General features: G+C 44.8%; 16 protein-coding genes and 2 tRNA genes. 11 read left to right on the top strand and 7 right to left on the bottom strand.

The annotated features are described in order from the left end of the window. Positions 1-2 precede the first annotated feature (2 nt). Entirely contained in the window at positions 3-1259 is a 1257-nt protein-coding gene (locus PHP90_RS07210; RefSeq protein ID WP_299927467.1) for an ArsS family sensor histidine kinase, read from the top strand. Here PHP90_RS07210 and PHP90_RS07205 read toward each other — a convergent pair. After that, complete coding sequence (locus tag PHP90_RS07205; RefSeq protein ID WP_299927464.1) at positions 1222-3777, bottom strand: ABC transporter substrate-binding protein; 2556 nt, start codon at positions 3775-3777, stop codon at positions 1222-1224. The two genes, PHP90_RS07210 and PHP90_RS07205, sit on opposite strands and share 38 nt — an antisense overlap. A 101-nt stretch (positions 3778-3878) precedes the next feature. Between PHP90_RS07205 and metH the strand changes: the two genes are divergently transcribed. From metH to PHP90_RS07180, 5 genes are all read left to right on the top strand, one after another. Further along, the gene (gene metH / locus PHP90_RS07200; protein ID WP_299927461.1) at positions 3879-7376 is read left to right on the top strand and encodes a methionine synthase; all 3498 of its coding nucleotides are present in this window, start codon (positions 3879-3881) and stop codon (positions 7374-7376) included. Positions 7377-7453: 77 nt separating this feature from the next. Then, positions 7454-8194, top strand: coding sequence for a response regulator transcription factor (locus tag PHP90_RS07195; protein WP_299927458.1), 741 nt, complete (start codon positions 7454-7456; stop codon positions 8192-8194). Between the two features lie 60 nt (positions 8195-8254). Next, entirely contained in the window at positions 8255-8677 is a 423-nt protein-coding gene (locus PHP90_RS07190) for a FecR domain-containing protein (RefSeq protein WP_299927455.1), read from the top strand. 2 nt (positions 8678-8679) lie between these two features. Then, a complete protein-coding gene (locus tag PHP90_RS07185; protein WP_299927452.1) occupies positions 8680-9276 on the top strand; it encodes an OmpA family protein in 597 nt (198 codons plus the stop codon). Positions 9277-9279: 3 nt separating this feature from the next. After that, the gene (locus PHP90_RS07180) at positions 9280-11355 is read left to right on the top strand and encodes a CHASE2 domain-containing protein (RefSeq protein ID WP_299927449.1); all 2076 of its coding nucleotides are present in this window, start codon (positions 9280-9282) and stop codon (positions 11353-11355) included. Between the two features lie 129 nt (positions 11356-11484). Here the strand turns inward: PHP90_RS07180 and PHP90_RS07175 are convergent, their stop codons facing one another. The 4 genes from PHP90_RS07175 to PHP90_RS07160 are packed head-to-tail and all read right to left on the bottom strand — an operon-like array spanning position 11485 to position 14964. Continuing rightward, a complete protein-coding gene (locus PHP90_RS07175) occupies positions 11485-12654 on the bottom strand; it encodes a replication-associated recombination protein A (RefSeq protein ID WP_299927446.1) in 1170 nt (389 codons plus the stop codon). Between the two features lie 2 nt (positions 12655-12656). Continuing rightward, positions 12657-13055 carry a secondary thiamine-phosphate synthase enzyme YjbQ gene (locus PHP90_RS07170; protein WP_299927443.1) on the bottom strand — a complete coding sequence of 133 codons (399 nt, stop codon included), beginning with the start codon at positions 13053-13055 and terminating at the stop codon, positions 12657-12659. After that, positions 13052-13999, bottom strand: coding sequence for a pseudouridine synthase (locus PHP90_RS07165; protein ID WP_299927440.1), 948 nt, complete (start codon positions 13997-13999; stop codon positions 13052-13054). The genes PHP90_RS07170 and PHP90_RS07165 overlap by 4 nt, the downstream gene beginning before the upstream one ends. Continuing rightward, complete coding sequence (locus PHP90_RS07160) at positions 13996-14964, bottom strand: KpsF/GutQ family sugar-phosphate isomerase (protein ID WP_299927437.1); 969 nt, start codon at positions 14962-14964, stop codon at positions 13996-13998. The genes PHP90_RS07165 and PHP90_RS07160 overlap by 4 nt, the downstream gene beginning before the upstream one ends. Before the next feature lie 75 nt (positions 14965-15039). On the opposite strand from PHP90_RS07160, the gene PHP90_RS07155 reads away from it, so the two are divergent. The 3 genes from PHP90_RS07155 to PHP90_RS07145 are packed head-to-tail and all read left to right on the top strand — an operon-like array spanning position 15040 to position 17813. Beyond that, entirely contained in the window at positions 15040-16431 is a 1392-nt protein-coding gene (locus tag PHP90_RS07155; protein ID WP_299927434.1) for an NAD(P)H-hydrate dehydratase, read from the top strand. After that, positions 16428-16985, top strand: a complete 558-nt coding sequence (gene purN / locus PHP90_RS07150) for a phosphoribosylglycinamide formyltransferase (protein ID WP_299927430.1) — start codon at positions 16428-16430, stop codon at positions 16983-16985. The genes PHP90_RS07155 and purN overlap by 4 nt, the downstream gene beginning before the upstream one ends. Before the next feature lie 51 nt (positions 16986-17036). Then, positions 17037-17813 carry a thiazole synthase gene (locus PHP90_RS07145; protein WP_299927427.1) on the top strand — a complete coding sequence of 259 codons (777 nt, stop codon included), beginning with the start codon at positions 17037-17039 and terminating at the stop codon, positions 17811-17813. A gap of 255 nt (positions 17814-18068) precedes the next feature. On the opposite strand, the gene PHP90_RS07140 is transcribed toward PHP90_RS07145, so the two are convergent. Beyond that, positions 18069-19301, bottom strand: a complete 1233-nt coding sequence (locus PHP90_RS07140; protein ID WP_299927424.1) for an MFS transporter — start codon at positions 19299-19301, stop codon at positions 18069-18071. A 9-nt stretch (positions 19302-19310) separates the two neighbouring features. After that, positions 19311-20654, bottom strand: coding sequence for a sodium-dependent transporter (locus PHP90_RS07135; protein WP_299927420.1), 1344 nt, complete (start codon positions 20652-20654; stop codon positions 19311-19313). A 168-nt stretch (positions 20655-20822) separates the two neighbouring features. Here PHP90_RS07135 and PHP90_RS07130 point away from each other — a divergent pair. Together PHP90_RS07130 and PHP90_RS07125 are read left to right on the top strand one after the other, a co-directional pair. Next, positions 20823-20900: transfer RNA gene (locus PHP90_RS07130), tRNA-Pro, on the top strand. Between the two features lie 51 nt (positions 20901-20951). Beyond that, positions 20952-21028 (top strand) — tRNA-His (locus PHP90_RS07125). The last annotated feature ends 19 nt before the right edge of the window (positions 21029-21047 follow it).

The raw sequence follows: 21047 nt of genomic DNA, 5'->3' as shown, positions 1-21047 counted from the left end.
TCATGGTACACAGTATTTTTCTTCGAATTACCCTTTTTTTTCTTGTCACTTTTATCGCAATGGGGATAGGATTTTACTCCATCCACCAACGACTTGCCCAAGAGTATAATCACAATATAGAGCTGGAAGCAGGAAATCTCTTACTGGTTTTACGAAAAAGCATTATCCTGGAACCTTCATTGCGAAAAGATTTTTTAGAAGCGCAAGGATACCGTGTCGCAGAGCCACACCCTGACCTTACAAAAACACTTCAAAATGCCCTTACGACGATTCCTGATGATTTCCCGGAACCTATCAAAGACTCCCTCAAAGAGGGTCGGATACAAATCTTAAAAGATACAAATAATCTCTATATCTATCTCACAAAAGCAACACCTCCGTTGCTGATCATTAAAACCGATGCGGCCAAACAACCCCTTTGGCCTGAGGCACTGTTTATTTCTCTCATCATTGCCCTGTTGTTATTGTATTGGCTCATTATCAGAACCCTGTTTCCCCTTAAAAAGCTTATTCATTCCATTACTACTTACGGGAAAGAAGGGATCTATACGCCGATCAAAAGTACCAATAAAGATGAAATTTCTCTTGTAGCCAATGCTCTGGATGGGGCAATGCATAAAAATCATGTACTGCTTGAAGCACGCAGACTCTTTTTGCGCAATATCATGCATGAACTCAAAACGCCGATTACCGTCGGGAAATTATCACTCCCTTTTCTCAAAAAAGGGGAAGAAAAATCAATTTTAGAACGGGCATTTTTTCGGATGGAGCACCTGATTGCGGAGTTAGTGAGGGTTGAGCAAATTACTTCAGGAGCCCTTTCCCCTAATTTGAAAGAGTGTGATCCGAAAGAATTGGTCCATAAAGCTAAAGAGCTCTTGTTCCTAAACGATGAAACAATAGAAGCCATCTATAACGGAGAATCTATTTATGCCGATTGCGATGTTTTTGTAACCGTATTTAAAAATTTGATCGACAATGCGGTTAAATACAGTGATGAAGGGAAAGTCCGAATTGTCCAAAATAAAACTCAAATCCGCTTCTACAACAAAGGCAACCCTTGGCCTTCAGAATGTACATTAAAATCGATCAGCGAACCTTTCTTTCATCACAATGAAAATCCAAACAGTTTCGGGCTCGGACTCTACATTGTTAAATCCATTCTTGATGCTCATAATTTTACACTTGACTACCGATATGAATCGGGATATCACTGCTTTATTATAGAGTGCTGGAACCCTCTTTTAATGAACGATTGAGTCGTATTTCAAAACACGCTCCGCGACTTGTATTATAAACGCTGAGTTTTCCTAAAAAGTGTTTTTCGATGATCGTTTTGGCCATATAAAGTCCGATTCCCGTCCCTTGTGACTCAAATTTAGTTGTAAAATAGGGATCAAAAATTTTATCAATAATCTTACTCGGTATTCCTCCGCCTGTATCTTCTACGCTAATCGTGCAATATTTCTCATCATTTTGGCAGCCAATATAAATGACCCTTTTATCTCCCCGATGCTGTTCTATCGCTTCACGGGCATTATTGATGAGATTGATGAGGACTTGTTTTAACTCATTCGGATAGACTAAAACTTCTGTATCCGGGTCAATATCTCTCTCGATGGTAATTTTTTTACGAATCAACAATGGTCCAAGCAGTGCTTCAACATCATTAATTAATGTGTTAATATTGACCGATATTTGATCCCTGTCATGTTTGAAAAAATTACGGAAATCATCGATAGTCTGAGACATATATTCAATTTGGGCTTCAGCGATCTCGATTACTTTAGAGGCCTCTCCGCCACCGCTAATCGCGCAACTCAGGTTCAGCCTTGTCATTGAAAGACCTAAAATATTGAGAGGCTGACGCCATTGGTGAGCAATAGATTCAAGCATCGATCCGATTTCAGCCATTTTGGCTTGCTGCATCAGCAATTTTTCTTGCTTTCGATTTTTTTCAACCGCCTTTTCAATCTCTTCTTGAAGCCGCTGATTAAATGTTTCGAGTTCATCAGTCCGTTGGCGTACCAGCACGTCAAGACGCCGGTTCTTATAAGCAATCAGGATAAACAAGACTGCCACAAATCCGACAATACCCCAAACAAGGCTGTAATTAATCGGTTCATTTTTGTCCATCACAAGCCAACTGCCGTGAATTTCTTGGTATTCAGAATGGCTAATAGAGGCTAACACCTTATCTGAGATAGTAGCCAACATTCCCCAATCATTACGAAAGGCAAAAGCAAGCTCATATCGATACGGCGTTTCTCCAACTACCTTTAGACGCTTCAGGTTGTAATGTTCAATCAAATAACTGACAGTTCCCAGCCCTTCAACACATGCATAAGCTTCACCGGAAGCAACGCTCTGGAGTGCTTCCAATGCTGTATCTGCCATAACAGGAATAATTTTGGGATAGTGTTCCCGTAAAATTTCTTCGGTCTCATACGATCGTACTACCGCCACTTTCTTCCCGTTTAAATCACTCAAATCATTCACGTATCCAACACCCGAATCTGCTACGATAACTATCGACTGTTTTAAATAGGAACGGCTGAATACAAGATTTTCCTGCCGTTTGTCGGTAATGGCCGCGCAAGAAAGCATATCAAGCTCTTTATTTTGAACAGCATGTAATGAATCACTCCAAACCCTACGGCTGTAGTCGACCTCAAAATGAATACCCAAACGCTTTTCGAGAAGATTCAGATACGATGCACTGATTCCCGTATGCCTCCCTTTTTCATCGACCGATTCTATCGGAGGCCAATTTTGATCTATCCCGACGCGAACTACAGGATGTCCTTTTAGCCACGCTTTTTCTTTTTCCGTTAAATTCAAAGTACTGTGCTTGTAGATTAGCGGATCAAAAGAGGGGATGGACTGAACTACGCCCATAAGTCGATACCCCTGTGCAATCATCTCCAGACGTATCGGTTCGATCGAGCCGAATGCGGTGTTAGAACGGAAAGCGAGTTCTTTAAGAACTCGCCCTTCATAAATCAAAGCATCGAGTGATTTGTGCTGCGGATTATAGTTATGATAAATCAGCTCTGCAGTCTCTTCGATATGGTCAAATGCCCAGAGCCACCCTCGTATAGAAGCATCATAAAAGGCTTCAGCTCTTTGCGGGTGTTCAAGGGTTTCCTTTTGAGTGGTAAATAATATATCGCTGTAAAAATCAAATCCGTAATCTTTAGGGTGAATCGCATGGGTCTCTATCCCGGCTTTTTGGAGGATATAAGGCTCATTTGAGAGGTATGCGACCATAGCATCGGTTTCATGACGTGCCAATGACATGGGATCATACGAATGTTTCTGCACAAATAGATCTGACGTGCGCAAGCCTACGCTACGGAGCATTGCCTGCATCTCCGCACCCTCGACTGTGTCACCCGTCAGCATAACACGCTTATTTTTCAGATCTTGGGCTTTGCTTATATTGGAATCTTGACGGGTGAGTAACATCATGGGAGAGGATTGGAATATTGCAGCCATCAATACCAGCGGGGCACCATTGATGTAATCCACAATCAAGGATGAACGCCCTACCCCGTATTGCGCTTTCCCTTTCATCACGGCATCAAAAGGATCTTGACGATTTTGTGCATCCAAAATAGTGACATCCAGCCCGGAGTCGGCGTAATATCCTTTTTCCTTTGCCACATAATATCCTGCAAACTGAAACTGGTTCAGCCAAGACAGTTGAAGCGTCACGGATTCTCTCGACCACGCCATAGAAATAAAAAAGAGTGATAAAAGGAACAGCTTTTTCATGCCTAAGAGTGTATCCAAAGAATTATATTTTCATACTTAGAACGGCTTATGCTCCTTTTCGCTAAAATCGCATTCATTTTTATATCCATAAGGCTTCAACAATGTCGGTTAAAAACACTCTTCTTGAAACACTTACCCGCCGTCCGCTTATCATCGACGGTGCCATGGGAACCCAGCTTCAAGAACGTACCGACAAAATACCCGAAAGTGCTTGGGAAGGGCTGGACGGGTGTAACGAACTTCTCAACGTCACCTGCCCCGAAGTTATGAGCGATATTTTTCACGCGTATCTCACCGCCGGAGCCGACCTGATTACGACCAATACGTTCGGTGCCTTTAGTTGGGTGCTCGATGAATACGGAATCGGTCATCGCGCTTATGAACTCTCCCGCGCGGGAGCTGCCGTCTGTAAAGCCGAATGTGATAAATTTTCCACTCCGGATCACCCACGATTTGTTTTAGGTTCTATCGGTCCGGGAACGAAACTCCCCTCTCTCGGACATATCCATTATGATGAAATGTTTGAAGGGTATCTGGAGTGTTGTCTCGGTCTGATCGATGGAGGATGTGATATTTTTCTCTTAGAGACCTGCCAAGATCCTCTTCAAATCAAAGCGGCGCTCCATGCCTGTGAAGCGGCCAATAAAGAACGCTCTACAGCTCTGCCTATCATGGTCTCCGTTACGATCGAACTCGCAGGAAGCATGCTCATCGGAACGGATGCGGCAACGATTGCCACCATTTTGGAGCCGTTCGATATTCTCAGTCTCGGATTCAACTGCGGAACAGGACCGGAGCAATACGGCAAACACGTTCGTACCCTCTCTGAAGTGTGGGGAAAACCGATCTCGGTACACGCTAACGCGGGACTCCCTCAAAACCGCGGCGGCTTCTCATACTATCCGATGGGGCCCGATGAATTTGCTCAGCTGCAATGCGATTTTTTAAACTACGACGGAGTAAGTTTTCTCGGCGGATGCTGCGGTACGACTCCTCAGCATATCCGTGCTCTGGTCAACAGGGTTTCGACTATCGCTCCAAAAAAACCAAGCGGAGCAACACCCCCTTCTATCGCATCGCTTTTCAATACGGTCGAGCTGATCCAAACTCCTGCACCGCTACTCATCGGAGAGCGTTCCAACTCGACAGGTTCCAAAGCATTTCGGGAACTGATTATCGCCAGCGATTACGAGGGGACACTCAGTGTCGGACAGGCACAAGTGCGTGACGGCGCCCATTGTCTCGATGTCAACGTCGAGTTTGCGGGACGTGACGGTGCGGTGGATATGTCTCATGTCATGAGACTCTACAACCAAAAAATTCCTATCCCTCTTATGCCCGATGCAACACGGGTCAACACGATGGAAGAGGCACTCAAATGCATCGGCGGTAAACCGATCATCAACTCCGTCAACCTCGAAGACGGCGAAGAGCGTCTCGATGCTATCTGTTCTCTCGCCAAAAAATTCGGAACCGCCTTGGTCTGTCTCGTCATCGATGAAAAAGGGATGGCAAAAACCACCGAAGATAAAATGCGTATCGCCGATCGCATCTACGATCTGTGTGTCAACCGCCACGGTATCGATCCGCGAAATCTGATGTTCGATATGCTCACCTTTACGGTGGGAAGCGGGGATGTGGAATATCGTGATGCCGCGATCCAAACGCTCGAGGCGATCCGGCAGTTGCATACGAAGTATCCTAACGTCGGCTCAACACTTGGACTCTCAAATATCTCATTTGGTTTGAGTATCAATGCCCGCGTCTATCTTAACAGTGTCTTTCTGCACCACTGTATCGAAGCGGGAATGACCAGCGTTATCATCAATGTCAAACACATCGTACCGCTCTCTAAAATGTCCGAAGAAGATCGCGCTATCTGTGAAGAACTCCTCTTTACACCGGATGATCAGTCGCTTTTTAAATTTATCGAACATTTCAGTGATAAAACCATCGACAACTCTAAAAACGATGAAGAGTACGAGGCAATGAGCGATGAAGAAAAAATTGCCAAGCTCCTCATCGATGGCGATAAAGAGCGGATGATTCCTTTGGTAGAACAAGCGCGTCAAGCGATCAATCCTGACAGAATCGTCAATGAAATCCTGATCGATGCGATGAAAATCGTCGGGGAACTTTTCGGGTCTGGGAAAATGCAGCTGCCGTTTGTACTCCAAAGTGCCGAGACGATGAAAACGACCGTCGATTATCTTAACCCTTACCTCTCTAAACAAGAAAAAGATACCGACACAACCCTCGTTATCGGAACGGTTAAAGGAGACGTACACGACGTAGGAAAAAACCTCGTCGACATCATCCTCTCCAATAACGGTTTCAAAGTAATCAATATCGGGATTAAAACAGAACTCGAAAAATATCTCGATGTTATGAAATCCAAAGAGATTCATGCAATCGGAATGTCCGGTTTGCTCGTAAAATCGACCCAAGTGATGAAGGACAATCTGGAAACAATGGCGAGTATGGGAATCACAACGCCGGTACTGCTAGGTGGGGCGGCACTCACCCGCAGCTTCGTAGACGATTTTTGCCGGCCGATCTACAAAGGGGCGATCTTCTACTGCCGTGACGCGTTTGACGGGGTAATCGCGATGAGCCGAATCGAAAAGTACAATGCCGATCCGAGCATTGGTCTCGATACACGACTCGGCGGAGATATGGTTGAACGTGCCATCAAAGAAGTTATCGACGTTATTATCCCGCCGTTTCATGAGCTAAAAATGCCGAGCGAGGTCAGAATTCCGACCCCTCCGTTTTGGGGACGTCGCGTTTTACGCAAAGAGCAGCTCGATTTTGATATGGTGTGCGAATGGGTCAATAAACGAAGCCTTTTCAAAATGCACTGGGGATATAAACGTGCAGGAATGCCGGTAGATGAGTACAAAAAACTTCTTGAGACCAAAGTCTATCCCGCATATGAACGGATCAAAAACGAGATCGTAAAACGCGGGTTGTTTGATCCTACCGTGATTTACGGATACTATCCTGTCCGAAGCAGTGATGGCGAATTATTGATTTTTGATGAGAGCTACGGGTGGAACACCGATCAGAATGCCAATCGTCAGCCGCTCGATGAAGTGATAGGAAACGCTAAATACGTCTTTGAATTTCCGCGCCAGCGCAAAGCACCCCATCGTGCTCTGAGCGATTTTTTCGCCCATACACGGGATGATGTCCTGCCGATAAGCTGCGTCAGTGTCGGGGATAAATTCAGCGAGTATGAAAAAGAGCTCTATGCCAATAACGAGTATTTGGAATATAACATGGTCCATGGATTTGGGGTAGAACTTGCCGAAGCATTAGCCGAAGTGGCGCACAAGCAAATCCGTCTGGATTTGAATATTGCAAGCGATGATGAAGGGTTCAGCCTGCGTGATGTCCGTCTCAACCGCTACGCGGGAGCACGATACAGTTTTGGCTATCCGGCATGCCCGGATCTTGAACCGAGCCGTATTATCTTCGATCTATTACGCCCTGAAGAATTCGGTATTACCCTCTCCGAAACATACCAGATTCATCCGGAGCAAAGTACCACGGCGCTCGTTGTTCATCACAAAGAGGCAACATACTACAATATATAATTGTGGTATTTTATTCTAAGTGCTGTACCATATCGTATTAACCGCAATTCATTATCAGTGGGATTAAAAATAAACGGATGTTACAGACACAAACCATTTACGAAGAAACCAAACGGCTTTCCGTCTTATTTGTTGAAGACGAAGAAGCCATTCGGCAACGAACAGTTGAGATTTTAGAAGACTATTTTTACCGTGTCGATACGGGAATTGATGGAATCGATGCCCTCGAAAAATTCAACCATTATCATGTTTCAAAACAGAAATACTACGATTTAGTCATTTCAGATATTCAAATGCCAAGAATGAACGGGGTTGAGCTAACAGCTGAACTCTACTCCATTCGCCCTGAGCAACCGATTATCATCCTCTCGGCGCATACAGAAGCCGAATACCTCATCACCCTTCTAAACTTTGGCGTTGCCCAATTTATCACCAAACCGATTCAATACCAAGAGATGCTCAACACCCTCCATAAAGTATGCAGTAAAATCAATACCACTGCCACTACCGTCATCCCGGAAAATACACACATCATCACTTTAAATGAAGATACCCGCTGGGACAATGAGAAAAAAAAGTTAACTCGGGACGGAAACGATATTTCTCTAACAAAATATGAAATTCATTTAATGACATTATTGACTTCAAAATTTGAGCAGGTGTGCAGCAGCGATGATATCCTCCACCACTTCTATCTCAATAATATCGATGTAAGTGCAGAGAATCTCCGCGGTATGATGATGCGTCTTCGAAAAAAACTCCCCGACAATACGCTCTCCAGTATCTATGGATTAGGATATCGTCTCTCTTGCGCCTAAAGGATAGTGCTAGCAAAGACTCGATAAAATCTGTTTATTATTTATCGATAAGGGACAAGTGTGAAATCACTCATTATCATTCTGGCATTTGTACTGTGTGCATGGAGCTCAGAATCTGTAGCTTTTATTAAAAGTGTACAGAATAATGTACTCGTGAAAAGAGACGGTGCTTCCCACCCTGCAAAAATCGGAGAATATCTTTTTACCGGTGATACGATTCAGACCGGAAAAAACACTAATACAGGTCTCTCATTTAATGACGGAACACGAATCGCCATAGGTCCAGAGAGTGAATTTGTCATTAATGATTATCTCTTTCATCCCACCAAAAAAGATTTTAAATTCAATGTAGCTCTTCCGAAAGGGACAATGGTATTTGAATCAGGGAAAATCGGAAAATTGGCACCTGAAAAAGTAAATATCAAAGTTCCGCAGGGAATCATTGGTATTCGCGGAACAAAATTTGTTGTGGATGCCGAATAATCATGGAACCGTTATTGATATGGAGTGCCATTCTATTATCACTCCCCTTTATCACTTCTGCCCCAAAAACAACGGTGATTTTACTGGATAATGAATCAGCTCACAATGCGGTTTCTGTCTCAACCGATGCAGGAAATGTGATCGTGGATCAACCCTATTTTTATACGATATTGACCGCTTCGGATAAACAGCCCTCTTCCCTCATAAAAGGTGATCCCGATGCGATACGTAAAAAATATGCTGCACAACTGAGTTTCCTTCCGAGTAAACCGGCTTCATTGCTGTTTTATTTCGAATCCGGAACCTCTGAACTCACCGAATCCTCAAAAAATCAGATCAAAGACCTCATCGATCTCATCGCATCCCGCGAGCCTGCTGCGGTAGATATTATCGGCCATTCCGATCGAGCAGGCGATGCGGATCAAAACTATCAATTGGCATTAGAACGGGCTAAAATGGTAGAGAGCTATCTGCAAGAACATAATGTTTCTTTGACACGAAGCTCAGTTACCTCTTACGGAGAGAGTGATCCGATCATCCCAACAGAAGACGGTGTTGCGGAACCTCAAAATCGCCGTGTCGAAGTCATCGTACGCTAATAAATGAGACGCCGACTTTTCATATCCGGCTCCCTGATTCTTACAGCTGTTTTTTATCTTTTGTGGTGGTTTTCTCCGCTGCTCACCTATATGGATTACAAATTTTACGACCGCATAAGCCATGCATTCCCCTCTTCACACTCTCCCGATCATACCGTAGTTGTCGAGATCGACGATAAAAGCTTAAAAGCATTAGGGCAATGGCCGTGGCCTCGGATCATTATGGCCAAACTCATTGAGAACATAGCCGATGCCAACCCCTCCTCTATCGTACTGGATATGGTTTTTTCAGAACCGGATCGGGCCTCTCCCTCAACACTGCAATCCTTTTACAAAACGGTTTTAGATTTTAATATGTCGATTAACGGGCTTCCCGAATCGTTGCAAGACAATGATGCTGTTTTATCCGATGTGATCGGCCGTTCGCCGATAATTTTACCGGTATTTTCAAATAGCGATATCCAAAGCAGTGTCTGTATTTTGCCTAAGAGTATTACCTCTACTCCTACTCTTCGAAACATTGATCTGTATAGTTTGGACTCCTTAGTCTGTAATTTACCCTATTTTCAGCAGCGCGCCCAAGGTATCGGTCATATCCATGCGGCGGCCGATAAAGACGGAATCCTAAGACGGTTATCCCTTGTCATGCGCCATCAGGATCTGTGGATTCCAACATTGGGGATGGCCGCAGTCGCATCTGTTAAACCGGGAATTCACGTCCGTCCTACTTCATCGTACTTTGGTACTATGCAACTGAACATCAATAATCAAAACTTTTTGGTCGATCACCATGCCGAAGCGCTCCTCTCTTTTTATCCGGTTGATCACTATGAAAAGATATCCGCCTATGATATCCTCAGTGCTGCAGTAAAACCGGATCGTCTCAAAGGAAAGTATATCTTGATCGGCTCTACCGCCAACGGACTGGACAGTACCTATACGATGAGTGACGGATCAATCCGTTCAGGAGTGTTTATCCATGCAACCACCATCGAAAACATCCTAAACAGTGATTTAGCCGTTCAGCCCTCCCTCTTCCGAGTGCTGAATATCTCCGTCTCCTTTTGTATCGCACTTGTATTACTGATACAAATGATCCGAAAACGCTACATGAGCGTTATATGGATATTTTTTGCCGCTTTGACGATTGCTTCAGCCTTTACCGCATTCTCATGGCATTATCATCTGTATCCGTCCATCGGCTACTTTATCGTCCCCTTGAGCGCATACTTGTTTATCTTAGCCTTATTAATGTTTTTCATCGATTATCGCGATAAAAAGATATTCATCGCAGACATACAGCGTGCAGAGCGTCAAAAGAAACAATTGGAAAGTGCCCTAAATCAAAGTGAGTTGGAAATCGAATACCAAAAAGCGATGGTGCTACAGCAATCCAAACTGGCAGCGATGGGGGAAATGATCGACAATATCGCCCATCAATGGCGCCAACCGCTTAATTTGCTCGGTACTATTGTCCAGCATGCAGAGTTTGCTTTTGCAAAAGGAAAAGTGGATGAAGCCTATATTCATAAACTGAGTACGGAATCCATGGAGCAAATCCTCTTCATGTCGCAAACCATAGAAGATTTTCGCAATTTTGTTAAACCGGATCGCAAAAGTATCCCTTTTGATCTCAATCTTCCTATCCAAGAGGCCCTTCGACTTTTGAAAGGGATGCTGCAATCCAATGGCATCACGATCTATATCGAATATTCTGATACAGAATTGATGGTATTGGGTTCACCAAGCGAATTCAAACAAGTAATCATTAATCTCTTGCAAAATGCGCGAGATGCCCTTATGGAAAACAACCGAATGAATGCTCAGATTCACATCAATGTATCGGCAAAGGGAGAGAATGCAATGGTGACTATCATGGATAACGGAGGAGGAGTTTCGCCAATAGCAATCAAACATATTTTTGAGCCGTATTTTACGACCAAACAAGAAAGTGGCGGAAGCGGTATCGGCTTGTATATATCCAATGCAATAATTCGGACAAAAATGGGGGGGGAAATCAAGGTTGTTAACGTTGAGAATGGAGCTCTCTTTACTATTACCCTTCCGCTTTTATCCTAGTGTTTCCACACCTTATCTATCCATTCACCCATCTTTGCTATTATCGATTATACGCGATCGGAACAAAGTCCCGATTCACTACGCTAACGCTGAGTTCTCTTCGGCAGAGTGCCCACGCAAAGATGGGAATTATTTCTTCCACACCTTATCTATCCATTCACCCATCTTTGCTTCATAACCACTGTTTTTAAACTCGACAAATTTGAGCGGTTTTGAGAGATACTTTTGATCCACCCATCCGCCGAAGTCATGTGGATAGAGATATCCTTTATGCTGTTGGCGCAAATGTTCAGGAATATCGAGAATTACTCCGTTTTTCACAGCGCTCTGTGCCGCATTGATCGCATTATACGCCGTATTGGATTTAGGAGACGCACACAGAAAGATAACCGCTTGTGCAAGGATAATCCGAGATTCCGGATAACCGATCATTTTCACGCTGGTCATCGCCGAGGTACAAAGAGTAAGCGCTTGCGGATTCGCATTGCCGACATCTTCACTCGCTAATATGACGAGACGACGCGCGATAAATTCCGGCGGTTCGCCCCCCTCGATCAGTCGTGCGAGATAATAGATCGCCGCATCGGGATCAGATCCTCGGATACTTTTAATAAGGGCAGAAGCAAGATCATAATGAACACCCGCCTCCGAACTCCCTAAACTCTGGGCAGCAGGACGGAGTGATTTGAGCAGAGACAATGTAATCGGTTTGTTCAACGCGGTTGATACTTCGAGAAGTTTGAGCATCGCACGTGCATCACCCCCTGAACCGGCGATAAGATATTCGCGAGCATCATCGTCCATCTCTACTTTGGTTCGCACTAACAAATCGGCTAACGCTTCATGCCCTATAGAGTGGAGCTCAAACAACAACGAGCGTGAGCGCATCGCGGCTGTAAGGGAGAAGTATGGGTTTTCCGTCGATGCTCCGATCACTAACACGCTGTTTTTTTCCATAACCGGAAGCAGTACCTCTTGCTGATTTTTTGCAAGACGGTGAACCTCATCGATAAATATCAGAGGCTTTGTCAGTGAGTTTTCGTATTGGTCGAAAATCTTGCGGAGCTGTTCGATTTTGAGAGAAGTGGCATTGAACTCATAAAAGGGGAAATCCATCACATCAGCAATAATCCGTGCCAATGTCGTTTTGCCGCAGCCGGGAGGGCCGTAAAAAAATGAGTGGGTGAGATTTCCCCCCTCGCATAATGAACGCAAAGGGGCATCCGGAGAGCACAGGTGAGGTTGACCTACCACATCGTCAAATTTTTTAGGACGAAGCAGATAGGTAAAGTCCGCCACTTTTAGCCTGCAATTACTTTGATAATAACTTCGCGTGATTGACGAGGACCGTCAAATTCTCCGAAGAAGACCCCTTGCCATTTTCCAAACATCGGACGACCCTCAAATACCGGGATACTGACCGATGCACCCATACGGGAAGATTTGAGATGTGCCGCAGCATTGTCCCCGACATGAGAATATTTTGCATCACTTGGGATAACCGTAGAGAGTGCCGCTAACAAATCTCGGCGAAGGTTTTGATCGGCATTTTCAAATAAGAAAACGCTTCCGGTCGTATGAGGGGTAAATACAATGCAGATTCCTTCTTTGATACCTGATTTGATTACAGCTTCTTTCACCTCGGCACTGATATCCATGAGCTGGGTTTTATGACTGGTCGGAAATTTAAGTGTTTTCATTTTTTACCACCTTTTGCAAATTTAGAATCAGGTTTATATTTATTCGTACTGAAAGGTTCATTAGAGGGTTTCGCTTTGACCTTTGCTTTGTCTTTTACAAACGTCTTTTTTGCCGGTTTAGCGTCTGATTTTTCAAACACTTTCGGAGCTTTTTTTTCATTCTTTTGCTTCTGTTTTTCTGCTTTTTCAACAGCATCTAGAAATTCACGCAAAGAGGTGTATTCACTTCTCTCTAAAAAGCGCACTTTTCCGGTCGGGAGATTATTGAGTTCAATTCCTCCGAAACTAAGCCGTTTCAAGTCCACGATTTCCGCACCGAAATGGGCGAAAAAACGGCGGAGTTCACGGTTTTGTCCCTCTCCGATGGCTACTTTGAGAATCGAGTAATCGCCTTGGTCTTTTTGCACCTGATAGGCATAAAACGGGGCGAAACTCATAGGCCCCGCATCTGCATGCTCGTGCGCTCCGGCACTTGCATCTTCGAGTTCCAGTCCTTCACCCATGGCGATTTTCATCCCCTCGGTGACAGGACCTTTGATCTTGATCTTATAGACCCGTTCCATTTTAGAGGTCATCAGAGCTGTTGCTACCCGAGATGCGTCGGTGAGAAGGAGTAATCCTTCAGACGCAAAGTCGAGCCGCCCGACAGGAATGTAATGGCGGTATTGTTTCGCAAGTGAATCGTAAATTGTTTTACGTCCTTGCGGATCTTTTTTTGTCACCAACTCACCGCGCGGTTTGTTATAAACGATAACCGTAAACTGATCGTTCGGAACGATCTTATTTCCGCTGATCATGACATTCGCATTACGCTCATCAACCTGAATGGCCGGATTGGTTTCGATTTCACCGTCGATTCGTACGTATCCGTCTAAAATAGCCTGATCGGCTTCGCGGCGTGAATAGGTCGAATAGTGGGCGATAAATTTGTTAAGTCGCATCATGAGATACCTGCTTCCACGAGTGTATGAAGATGCAATGCACCTTGTATTACGCCATTAGTGTCGGTCACTACCAGCAACTGGATTTTTTTGTTTTCGATCAATACCAATGCATCGCTGGCAAGCATTGTCGAATCGTCGATGACGAGAGGATTTTTCGTCGCATACTCTTTTGCACTGGCATCTAGAGAAAAAGTCTCGTTTAAAAGAGCACGGCGGATGTCGCCGTCGCTGAGGAGCCCGGAAAGTTTCCCTTCGCCGTTAGTGAGCATAACCGTCCCCAAACGCCCTTCGCTAAGCTTTAAAATTGCCTCTTTAAGCGGGGTGTTTTCATCTACAATCGGAAGATCCGACTTCCGCATCAAATCGGACACTTTGACAAATAATCGTTTCCCTAGTGCACCGCCGGGATGAAAGGATGCAAAATCTTCTTTTTGAAAATTTCGGGCTTTCATCAAACAAACTGCCAACGCATCGCCCATAGCCAGAGTAAGTGTTGTTGAACTCGTAGGAGCGATATCCAGAGGACACGCTTCATGCTCAACATTGATATTGATCACTTCATCACTGTAGCGACCAAGTGTCGATGCCGCGTTTCGGGTCATCCCGATCAAGGGAATATCAAAACGCTTGATGTGCGGAAGTATAGAACTGAGCTCAGGGCTTTCACCGCTGTAGCTGATCGCCAGAACCGCATCCTCTTTGCCGATCATTCCGAGATCGCCGTGCAATGCTTCAGTAGGATGGAGAAAAAAGCTCGGTGTCCCGGTAGAGGCAAACGTTGCAGCAATTTTAGCTCCGATCAGTCCTGATTTTCCGACACCGGTAATGACAAGTTTGCCCTTACACTCCAAGATAATTTTGACGGCACGCTCTATCTCGGCTCCGAGCTTTTCAGACCCTTCACGGAGAGCTTGTGCTTCAATTTCAAGTGTGTTTTTGGCTATTGCGATATAATCATTGTTCATAAAGTTAATTATAGCCGAAATAGGCTTTATTTTCCCGTTTTTATGGGAATAACTATCCAAAAAGGTACTTTTAGAATGCAAAATATTTTTGTCGAAGTAACCTCGCTAGACAAACGCTGCGTAGAAACATTTGCCCTTAGCGAAGAGGTAATGATGGAACATGCCGCGAATGGCATCGCTCAATTGATCCGTTCACGCTTTAATCCCCATTCCTCTCTTCTGATCGTCTGTGGCAGCGGTAATAACGGTGCGGACGGATTGGTTTTGGCACGTCTGCTTGGAGGTGAATACTGTACCACAGTACATCTTCCCCTCGGTGCAAGTTCACCTCTCGCACATCTCCAGCGTGACCGCGCCGAATCATTGGGGATGAAACATTCTCCCATAGAAGGGGATTATGACATTATCGTCGATGCACTTTTCGGGAGTGGGCTCAACCGCCCGCTCGGGCCAAGTGCCGTAGAGGTGATTGAACAGATGAATGCCTTGAGCGGAACAAAAATTGCCTGCGATATCCCCAGCGGACTCTACAGTGACGGTACATTCGGCAGTATTGTTTTTGACGCCGACATCACCGTCACAATGGGAGGACTAAAACGTTCACTATTTAGCGATGCCGCCAAAGAGATCGCAGGCGAAATAATCGTTGCCGATTTGGGAATTTCCCGCCGCTCTTATCAGACTGAATCCGCATGGAAATTGCTCGAAACCTCAGATTTAAAACTGCCTCTTCGAACCCATACCTCAACCCACAAAGGGAGTTATGGTCATTTAAGTGTTGTCTGCGGAGAAAAAATCGGTGCTTCAGTGATTGCCGCTTCGGCAGCGCTCCGTTTTGGCACAGGACTCGTCAGCGTCATAAGCAATGAAAACGTCACTATTCCGCATGAATTGATGCAAAGCCATTCGCTCCCCATCGGGACGAGCGCTATCGCTTTGGGGATGGGGCTGGGAGAAGAATTTTGCGACGATGAGTTATCTCAACTCTTGGACAATACCCTTCCGATGATTTTGGATGCCGATATTTTTTATCATCCGATATTTCCGGACCTTTTAAAACGCCCGAATATCGTCCTCACCCCGCACCCAAAAGAGTTCACCCAAATTTTACGTCTGACCGGAATCGCAGATATCGATGTGAGCACTCTTCAAAACAACCGTTTTGGCTTTGTCGAGCAATTTTGTGCTGCTTATCCTAACACCGTGTTAGTCCTGAAAGGCTCTAACGTCATTATCGGCACAGGAAAAGAATTCTATATCAATCCTCACGGTACGGTCACATTAGCCAAGGGGGGAAGCGGCGATGTCCTCAGCGGTCTGGTAGGCGCATTATTAGCCCAAGGCTACTCACCGATCGATGCCGCACTCCAGGCTTCGCTGGCACACACGATTGCGGCAAAGCATTTTGAAAAAAACAATTATGCCCTCACCCCATTTGATTTAATAGAAAGAATTTGTACTTTATGAAAAGAATCGTTGCCCTCTTTAGCGGCGAGGGAACCAACCTCGCCAATCTTATCAAAAAGATCCATCACAAACATGCACTCATAACGTGTGCGATCACCAATAACCCTAATGCCGCCGGAATTGCCAAAGCCAGAGCAGCCGGAATTCCGGTCGAAATATGCGATCATACGGAATATGAAAGTCGCGAAGCATATGATGCGGCTCTCGTTGAAATGATCCGTGAATGTGATCCGGATCTTGTCGTACTGTGTGGATTTATGCGAATCCTAACTCCCGTATTTACCTCACAAATTCGCTCTATCAATCTTCATCCCTCTCTTCTGCCTGCCTTCAAAGGAGCACGTGCGATCGAGCGGAGTTTTGAAAGCGATGAAAAAGTATGCGGAGTGAGTGTCCACTGGGTCACCGATGAACTCGATGGCGGAGAAATCATTGTTCAGCGCTCTTTTACTAAAAGCAAAGATGAGACATTGGAGAGTTTCACAGCAAAAATTCGTTCCATAGAACACGAAATTTTACCTCTGGGTATTATGAGTCTTCTCAAAGATTCCTAACAGAATCCTTATGTTATAAACCCCACATTAATCTCCAAAGGAGCCAATTTTATGCACACTTTACAAATCGGAAAATATACTCTCGGAAGCCGTCTTATCGTAGGAAGTGGTAAATACGACTCGTTTGAAACGACCAAAGCGGCAACCTTGGCTTCGGGCTCGGAGCTGATTACCGTTGCGGTACGCCGTCTCAATATCACCAATCCGAACGAACCGAATCTTCGTGATACATTTGCCGGAACCAACGTGAAGTTTCTACCCAACTCTGCCGGTTGTACCACAGCCGAAGAGGCGATTACCCTTTTCCGCCTTACCCGCGAAGCGACTGGAATCGATCTCATCAAACTCGAAGTAATCGGCGATACCCAAAAAACGCTCTACCCCGATGTACTCGAAACGATCAAAGCGTGTGAAGTACTTGCAAAAGACGGTTTTACGATCATGGCCTACACTTCAGATGATCCGATCATGGCTCGCCGTCTCGAAGATGCCGGTGCCCATGCGATCATGCCTCTTGCCGCACCGATCGGTTCAGGTCTCGGTGTCCAGAACCGTTATAACATCGTGTTTGTACGCGAAGCGGTCAAAGTACCTATTATCGTCGATGCGGGAATCGGATGTGCCAGTGATGCGGCGGTTGCGATGGAACTCGGAGCAGACGGTGTTTTAACAAACACAGCAATTGCTCAGGCACAAAATCCGATGATGATGGCGGAAGCGATGAAAAATGCGGTAATCGCAGGACGATTGAGTTATTTGGCTGGACGCATACCGAAACGTCCATACGCTACTGCATCATCGCCAGTTGATGGAATGATCCAGTTTTAATAGTTCTCTATACTTTTCTTTTTCATAAGAAAAGTATCAAAAGAAAATCGCCCTCACACCAGAACGCTGGCCGTACGCTTTTGCCCTTCGGCCCGCGACCTTGCTCTTGGTGTGGTGTGAGGGCAAAATTATTTTATAAAATTTCTGTGATCCATTTCCTAGAGCCGTTCCGAAGGCAGTAGTGCCGAGAGGAACGAGCGTTCTTGGATCACAGTATGATCTTTTGGTACTTTTCTGACTAACCAGAAAAGTACTTTACACTTCTATATAATCCAAATCTTTATGAAACGTATCATGCGTTAAAACCAGTGCAATAATCGCCAGAGTAAACGAAACTGCTCCGACAATCGCCCCCGCATATAACACCCCGACACTCCCTTTTAATATTATAAATGAAGAAGTAATCGGGACTACCGCGCCGCGAACAAAATTAGGGACGGTCGTTGCCACGGTAGCTCGAATATTGGTTCCGAACTGCTCTGCGGCCATCGTGATGAAGAGAGCCCAGTAACCGCAGAAAACACCCAAGGCAAAAACCACAATGTAAAACTGTTCAGCGCTTGCACCCTGAAGCGTATAGTAATAGAGTACACTCGCAAGAGAAAAAGCCATGAAAAGAGAAAATGCTTTTTTACGGCTTTTCATGATTTGAGAGAGATAACCGCTCCCCAAATCACCGAATGCCAAACCGATATAACAGTACATTAATGCTTTTCCCGCCGTGACCTCACCGGTAATCGCCAACGCTTTGGCAAACTCCGGTGAAAACATCACCAAAACACCGACAACGTACCACAGAGGCACCCCGATAGCAATGGCCTTGATGTATTTGATAAACAGTCTTTTGTGAGTAAAGAGGGCAAAGAAATCACCCCGCTTGACATCATCACTGACATGATGCTTAAACATCCCCGATTCGGAAACTCTAAAGCGCAGTACGAGGAGTAAAAAACCTAAAACCGCACCAAAGATATAGGCATTGCGCCATGCAAAATGTTCCGCAACCAAATCCGCCGCGACCACACCCAAAACTCCGAAACTCGCAATCGTCATGATTCCATACCCTCGGAGATTTTTTGGCAGGATCTCGGCTACCAGAGTAACTCCTGCACCCAACTCTCCTGCCAAGCCGATACCGGCGATAAAACGGAGTAGCGCATATTGTTCGACGTTGGTAACAAATGCATTGAGCAAATTAGCCAAAGAATAGAGAATGATTGAGGCAAACAGTACCGACAGCCGCCCCCTTTTATCTCCTAAAATTCCCCACAAAATACCTCCGATGAGCATTCCTCCCATCTGCATATTGAGAATAATCGATCCCCATGAGGTGACTGCATCACCACTGAGACCAAGTTCCTGAAGGCTTGCAACACGTACAACCCCAAATAAAATAAGATCATAAATATCGACGAAATACCCCATCGCGATAACGATGACGGGAAGAATTAAAACTTGCCGTACAATTGAGAGTCGAGAATCAACCATTAAATCCCTTTATATCGTAATAATGCCCAATAAATTGAGCATAACAAAAATCAGTGCAACAGGTGCAATGTAACGGATATTAAATCTCCAAACCGGATAGAACCACCCCATATGTGTTTTGAGAACGGATGCAACACGCTCTTTTTCCATCACATGTCCTACGAAAATTGCCATAATCAATCCCGCAAACGGTAGCAATACCGCTGATGTAATGTAATCTGCCCAGTCAAAGAAATTTTTTCCGCCCCATGTCAAAAATGCCGAAGTCGCATCGATTTCGGACAAAATAGCAACGATCCCAAAAACATAAAAGAAAAGTCCCATCGATACTGCCGCTTTAAATCGGCTCATATCCCAACGATCAATGAGATACTGAACCATAGGCTCGACAAGCGAAACCGCCGAGGTTAATCCGGCAAAAGCAAGCGCTAAAAAGAATAAAATCGAAAGTATATTTCCTACTCCGCCCATCGCATGAAAAACGGTAGGAAGTGAAATAAAGACGAGTCCGGGGCCTTTTGCCGGTTCAGCTCCGTATTGGAATAAAAAGGTAAAAAGAAATAACCCTGCGGCAAGGGCAATGAGCGTATCCGTAATAATGACAAAAATAGAAGCTCGGACCAAATTGCTATCTTTTGGAAGTGACGCCGAATAAATCATAATAGCTCCCATCCCGAGAGAAAGGGTGAAAAACGCATGCCCTACCGCAACCGCAAACGCTTCCGAAGTAAGTTTGCTCCAATCCGGAACGAACATATAAGTAACTGCTTTGCTAAAGCTGTCCATATTCATCGCATAAATAAGCATTCCTGCAATAATAAGCATCAATGCCGGCATTAAGATCAGGTTGAATTTTTCAATCCCCCCTTTAATCCCACGAATCAAAACAGATGTTGTAATCAAAAATGCGATCGTGTGAAATAAAAGCTGTCCGATTATATCCTGTTTTAAAAACTGATTGTAAAGGCTTTCTGCATCAGATACAGTAGCCGGCAAAGCTCCAAAGCTCAAAATAATATAATGAAAAATCCATCCGATGACAACCGAGTAATAAAACATTACCAATGTTCCGGAGAGCCCCATAAAACCAGCATATTTCCATTTTTCTTTGTGTCGCGGTGCCAACTCTTCAAATGCACCTACGCCATCACGCCGTCCTAAATATCCAATCATCATCTCAGCGATCATGACCGAAAACCCGACAAACACCACCGTAAGAAGGTATACAAGAACAAATGCCCCCCCGCCGTACACGCCGGTAATATAAGGAAATTTCCAAATATTCCCTAGCCCTACAGCTGAACCTGCCGCCGCCATTAAAAATCCCCATCGGCTAAAATGTGCTATTTTCATTCTCTTCCTTCAACTGTTTTCTACTTAGCTGTTAGCAAAATCGGTTCCTTTTATACAAAGAACTAAAAGATTATAGCAAAATCATAAAAGCTATTGACATCTGAGCAATTTTAAATTATAATTTCGCCTCACTAATTCAGCTCACTCGAGTTAAAGTTAGATGAAGGTCGGGGCGTAGCTCAGTCTGGTTAGAGTACTTGGTTTGGGACCAAGGGGCCGGAGGTTCGAGTCCTCTCGCCCCGACCATGTTTTTTTTTCTTTTTTGTATCATTTCAAACAGATTCTTTATTACAGATGGTGGGTGTAGCTCAGTCGGTTAGAGCATCAGGTTGTGGTTCTGAGGGTCGTGGGTTCGATCCCCATCACCCACCCCATTTGTTTCTGGTTTGAAAC

Source organism: Sulfuricurvum sp., assembly GCF_028712165.1.
Taxonomy (GTDB): Bacteria; Campylobacterota; Campylobacteria; order Campylobacterales; family Sulfurimonadaceae; genus Sulfuricurvum.
Note: the sequence above shows the minus strand (reverse complement) of the source record. Positions and strands in the feature narration are given on the sequence as shown.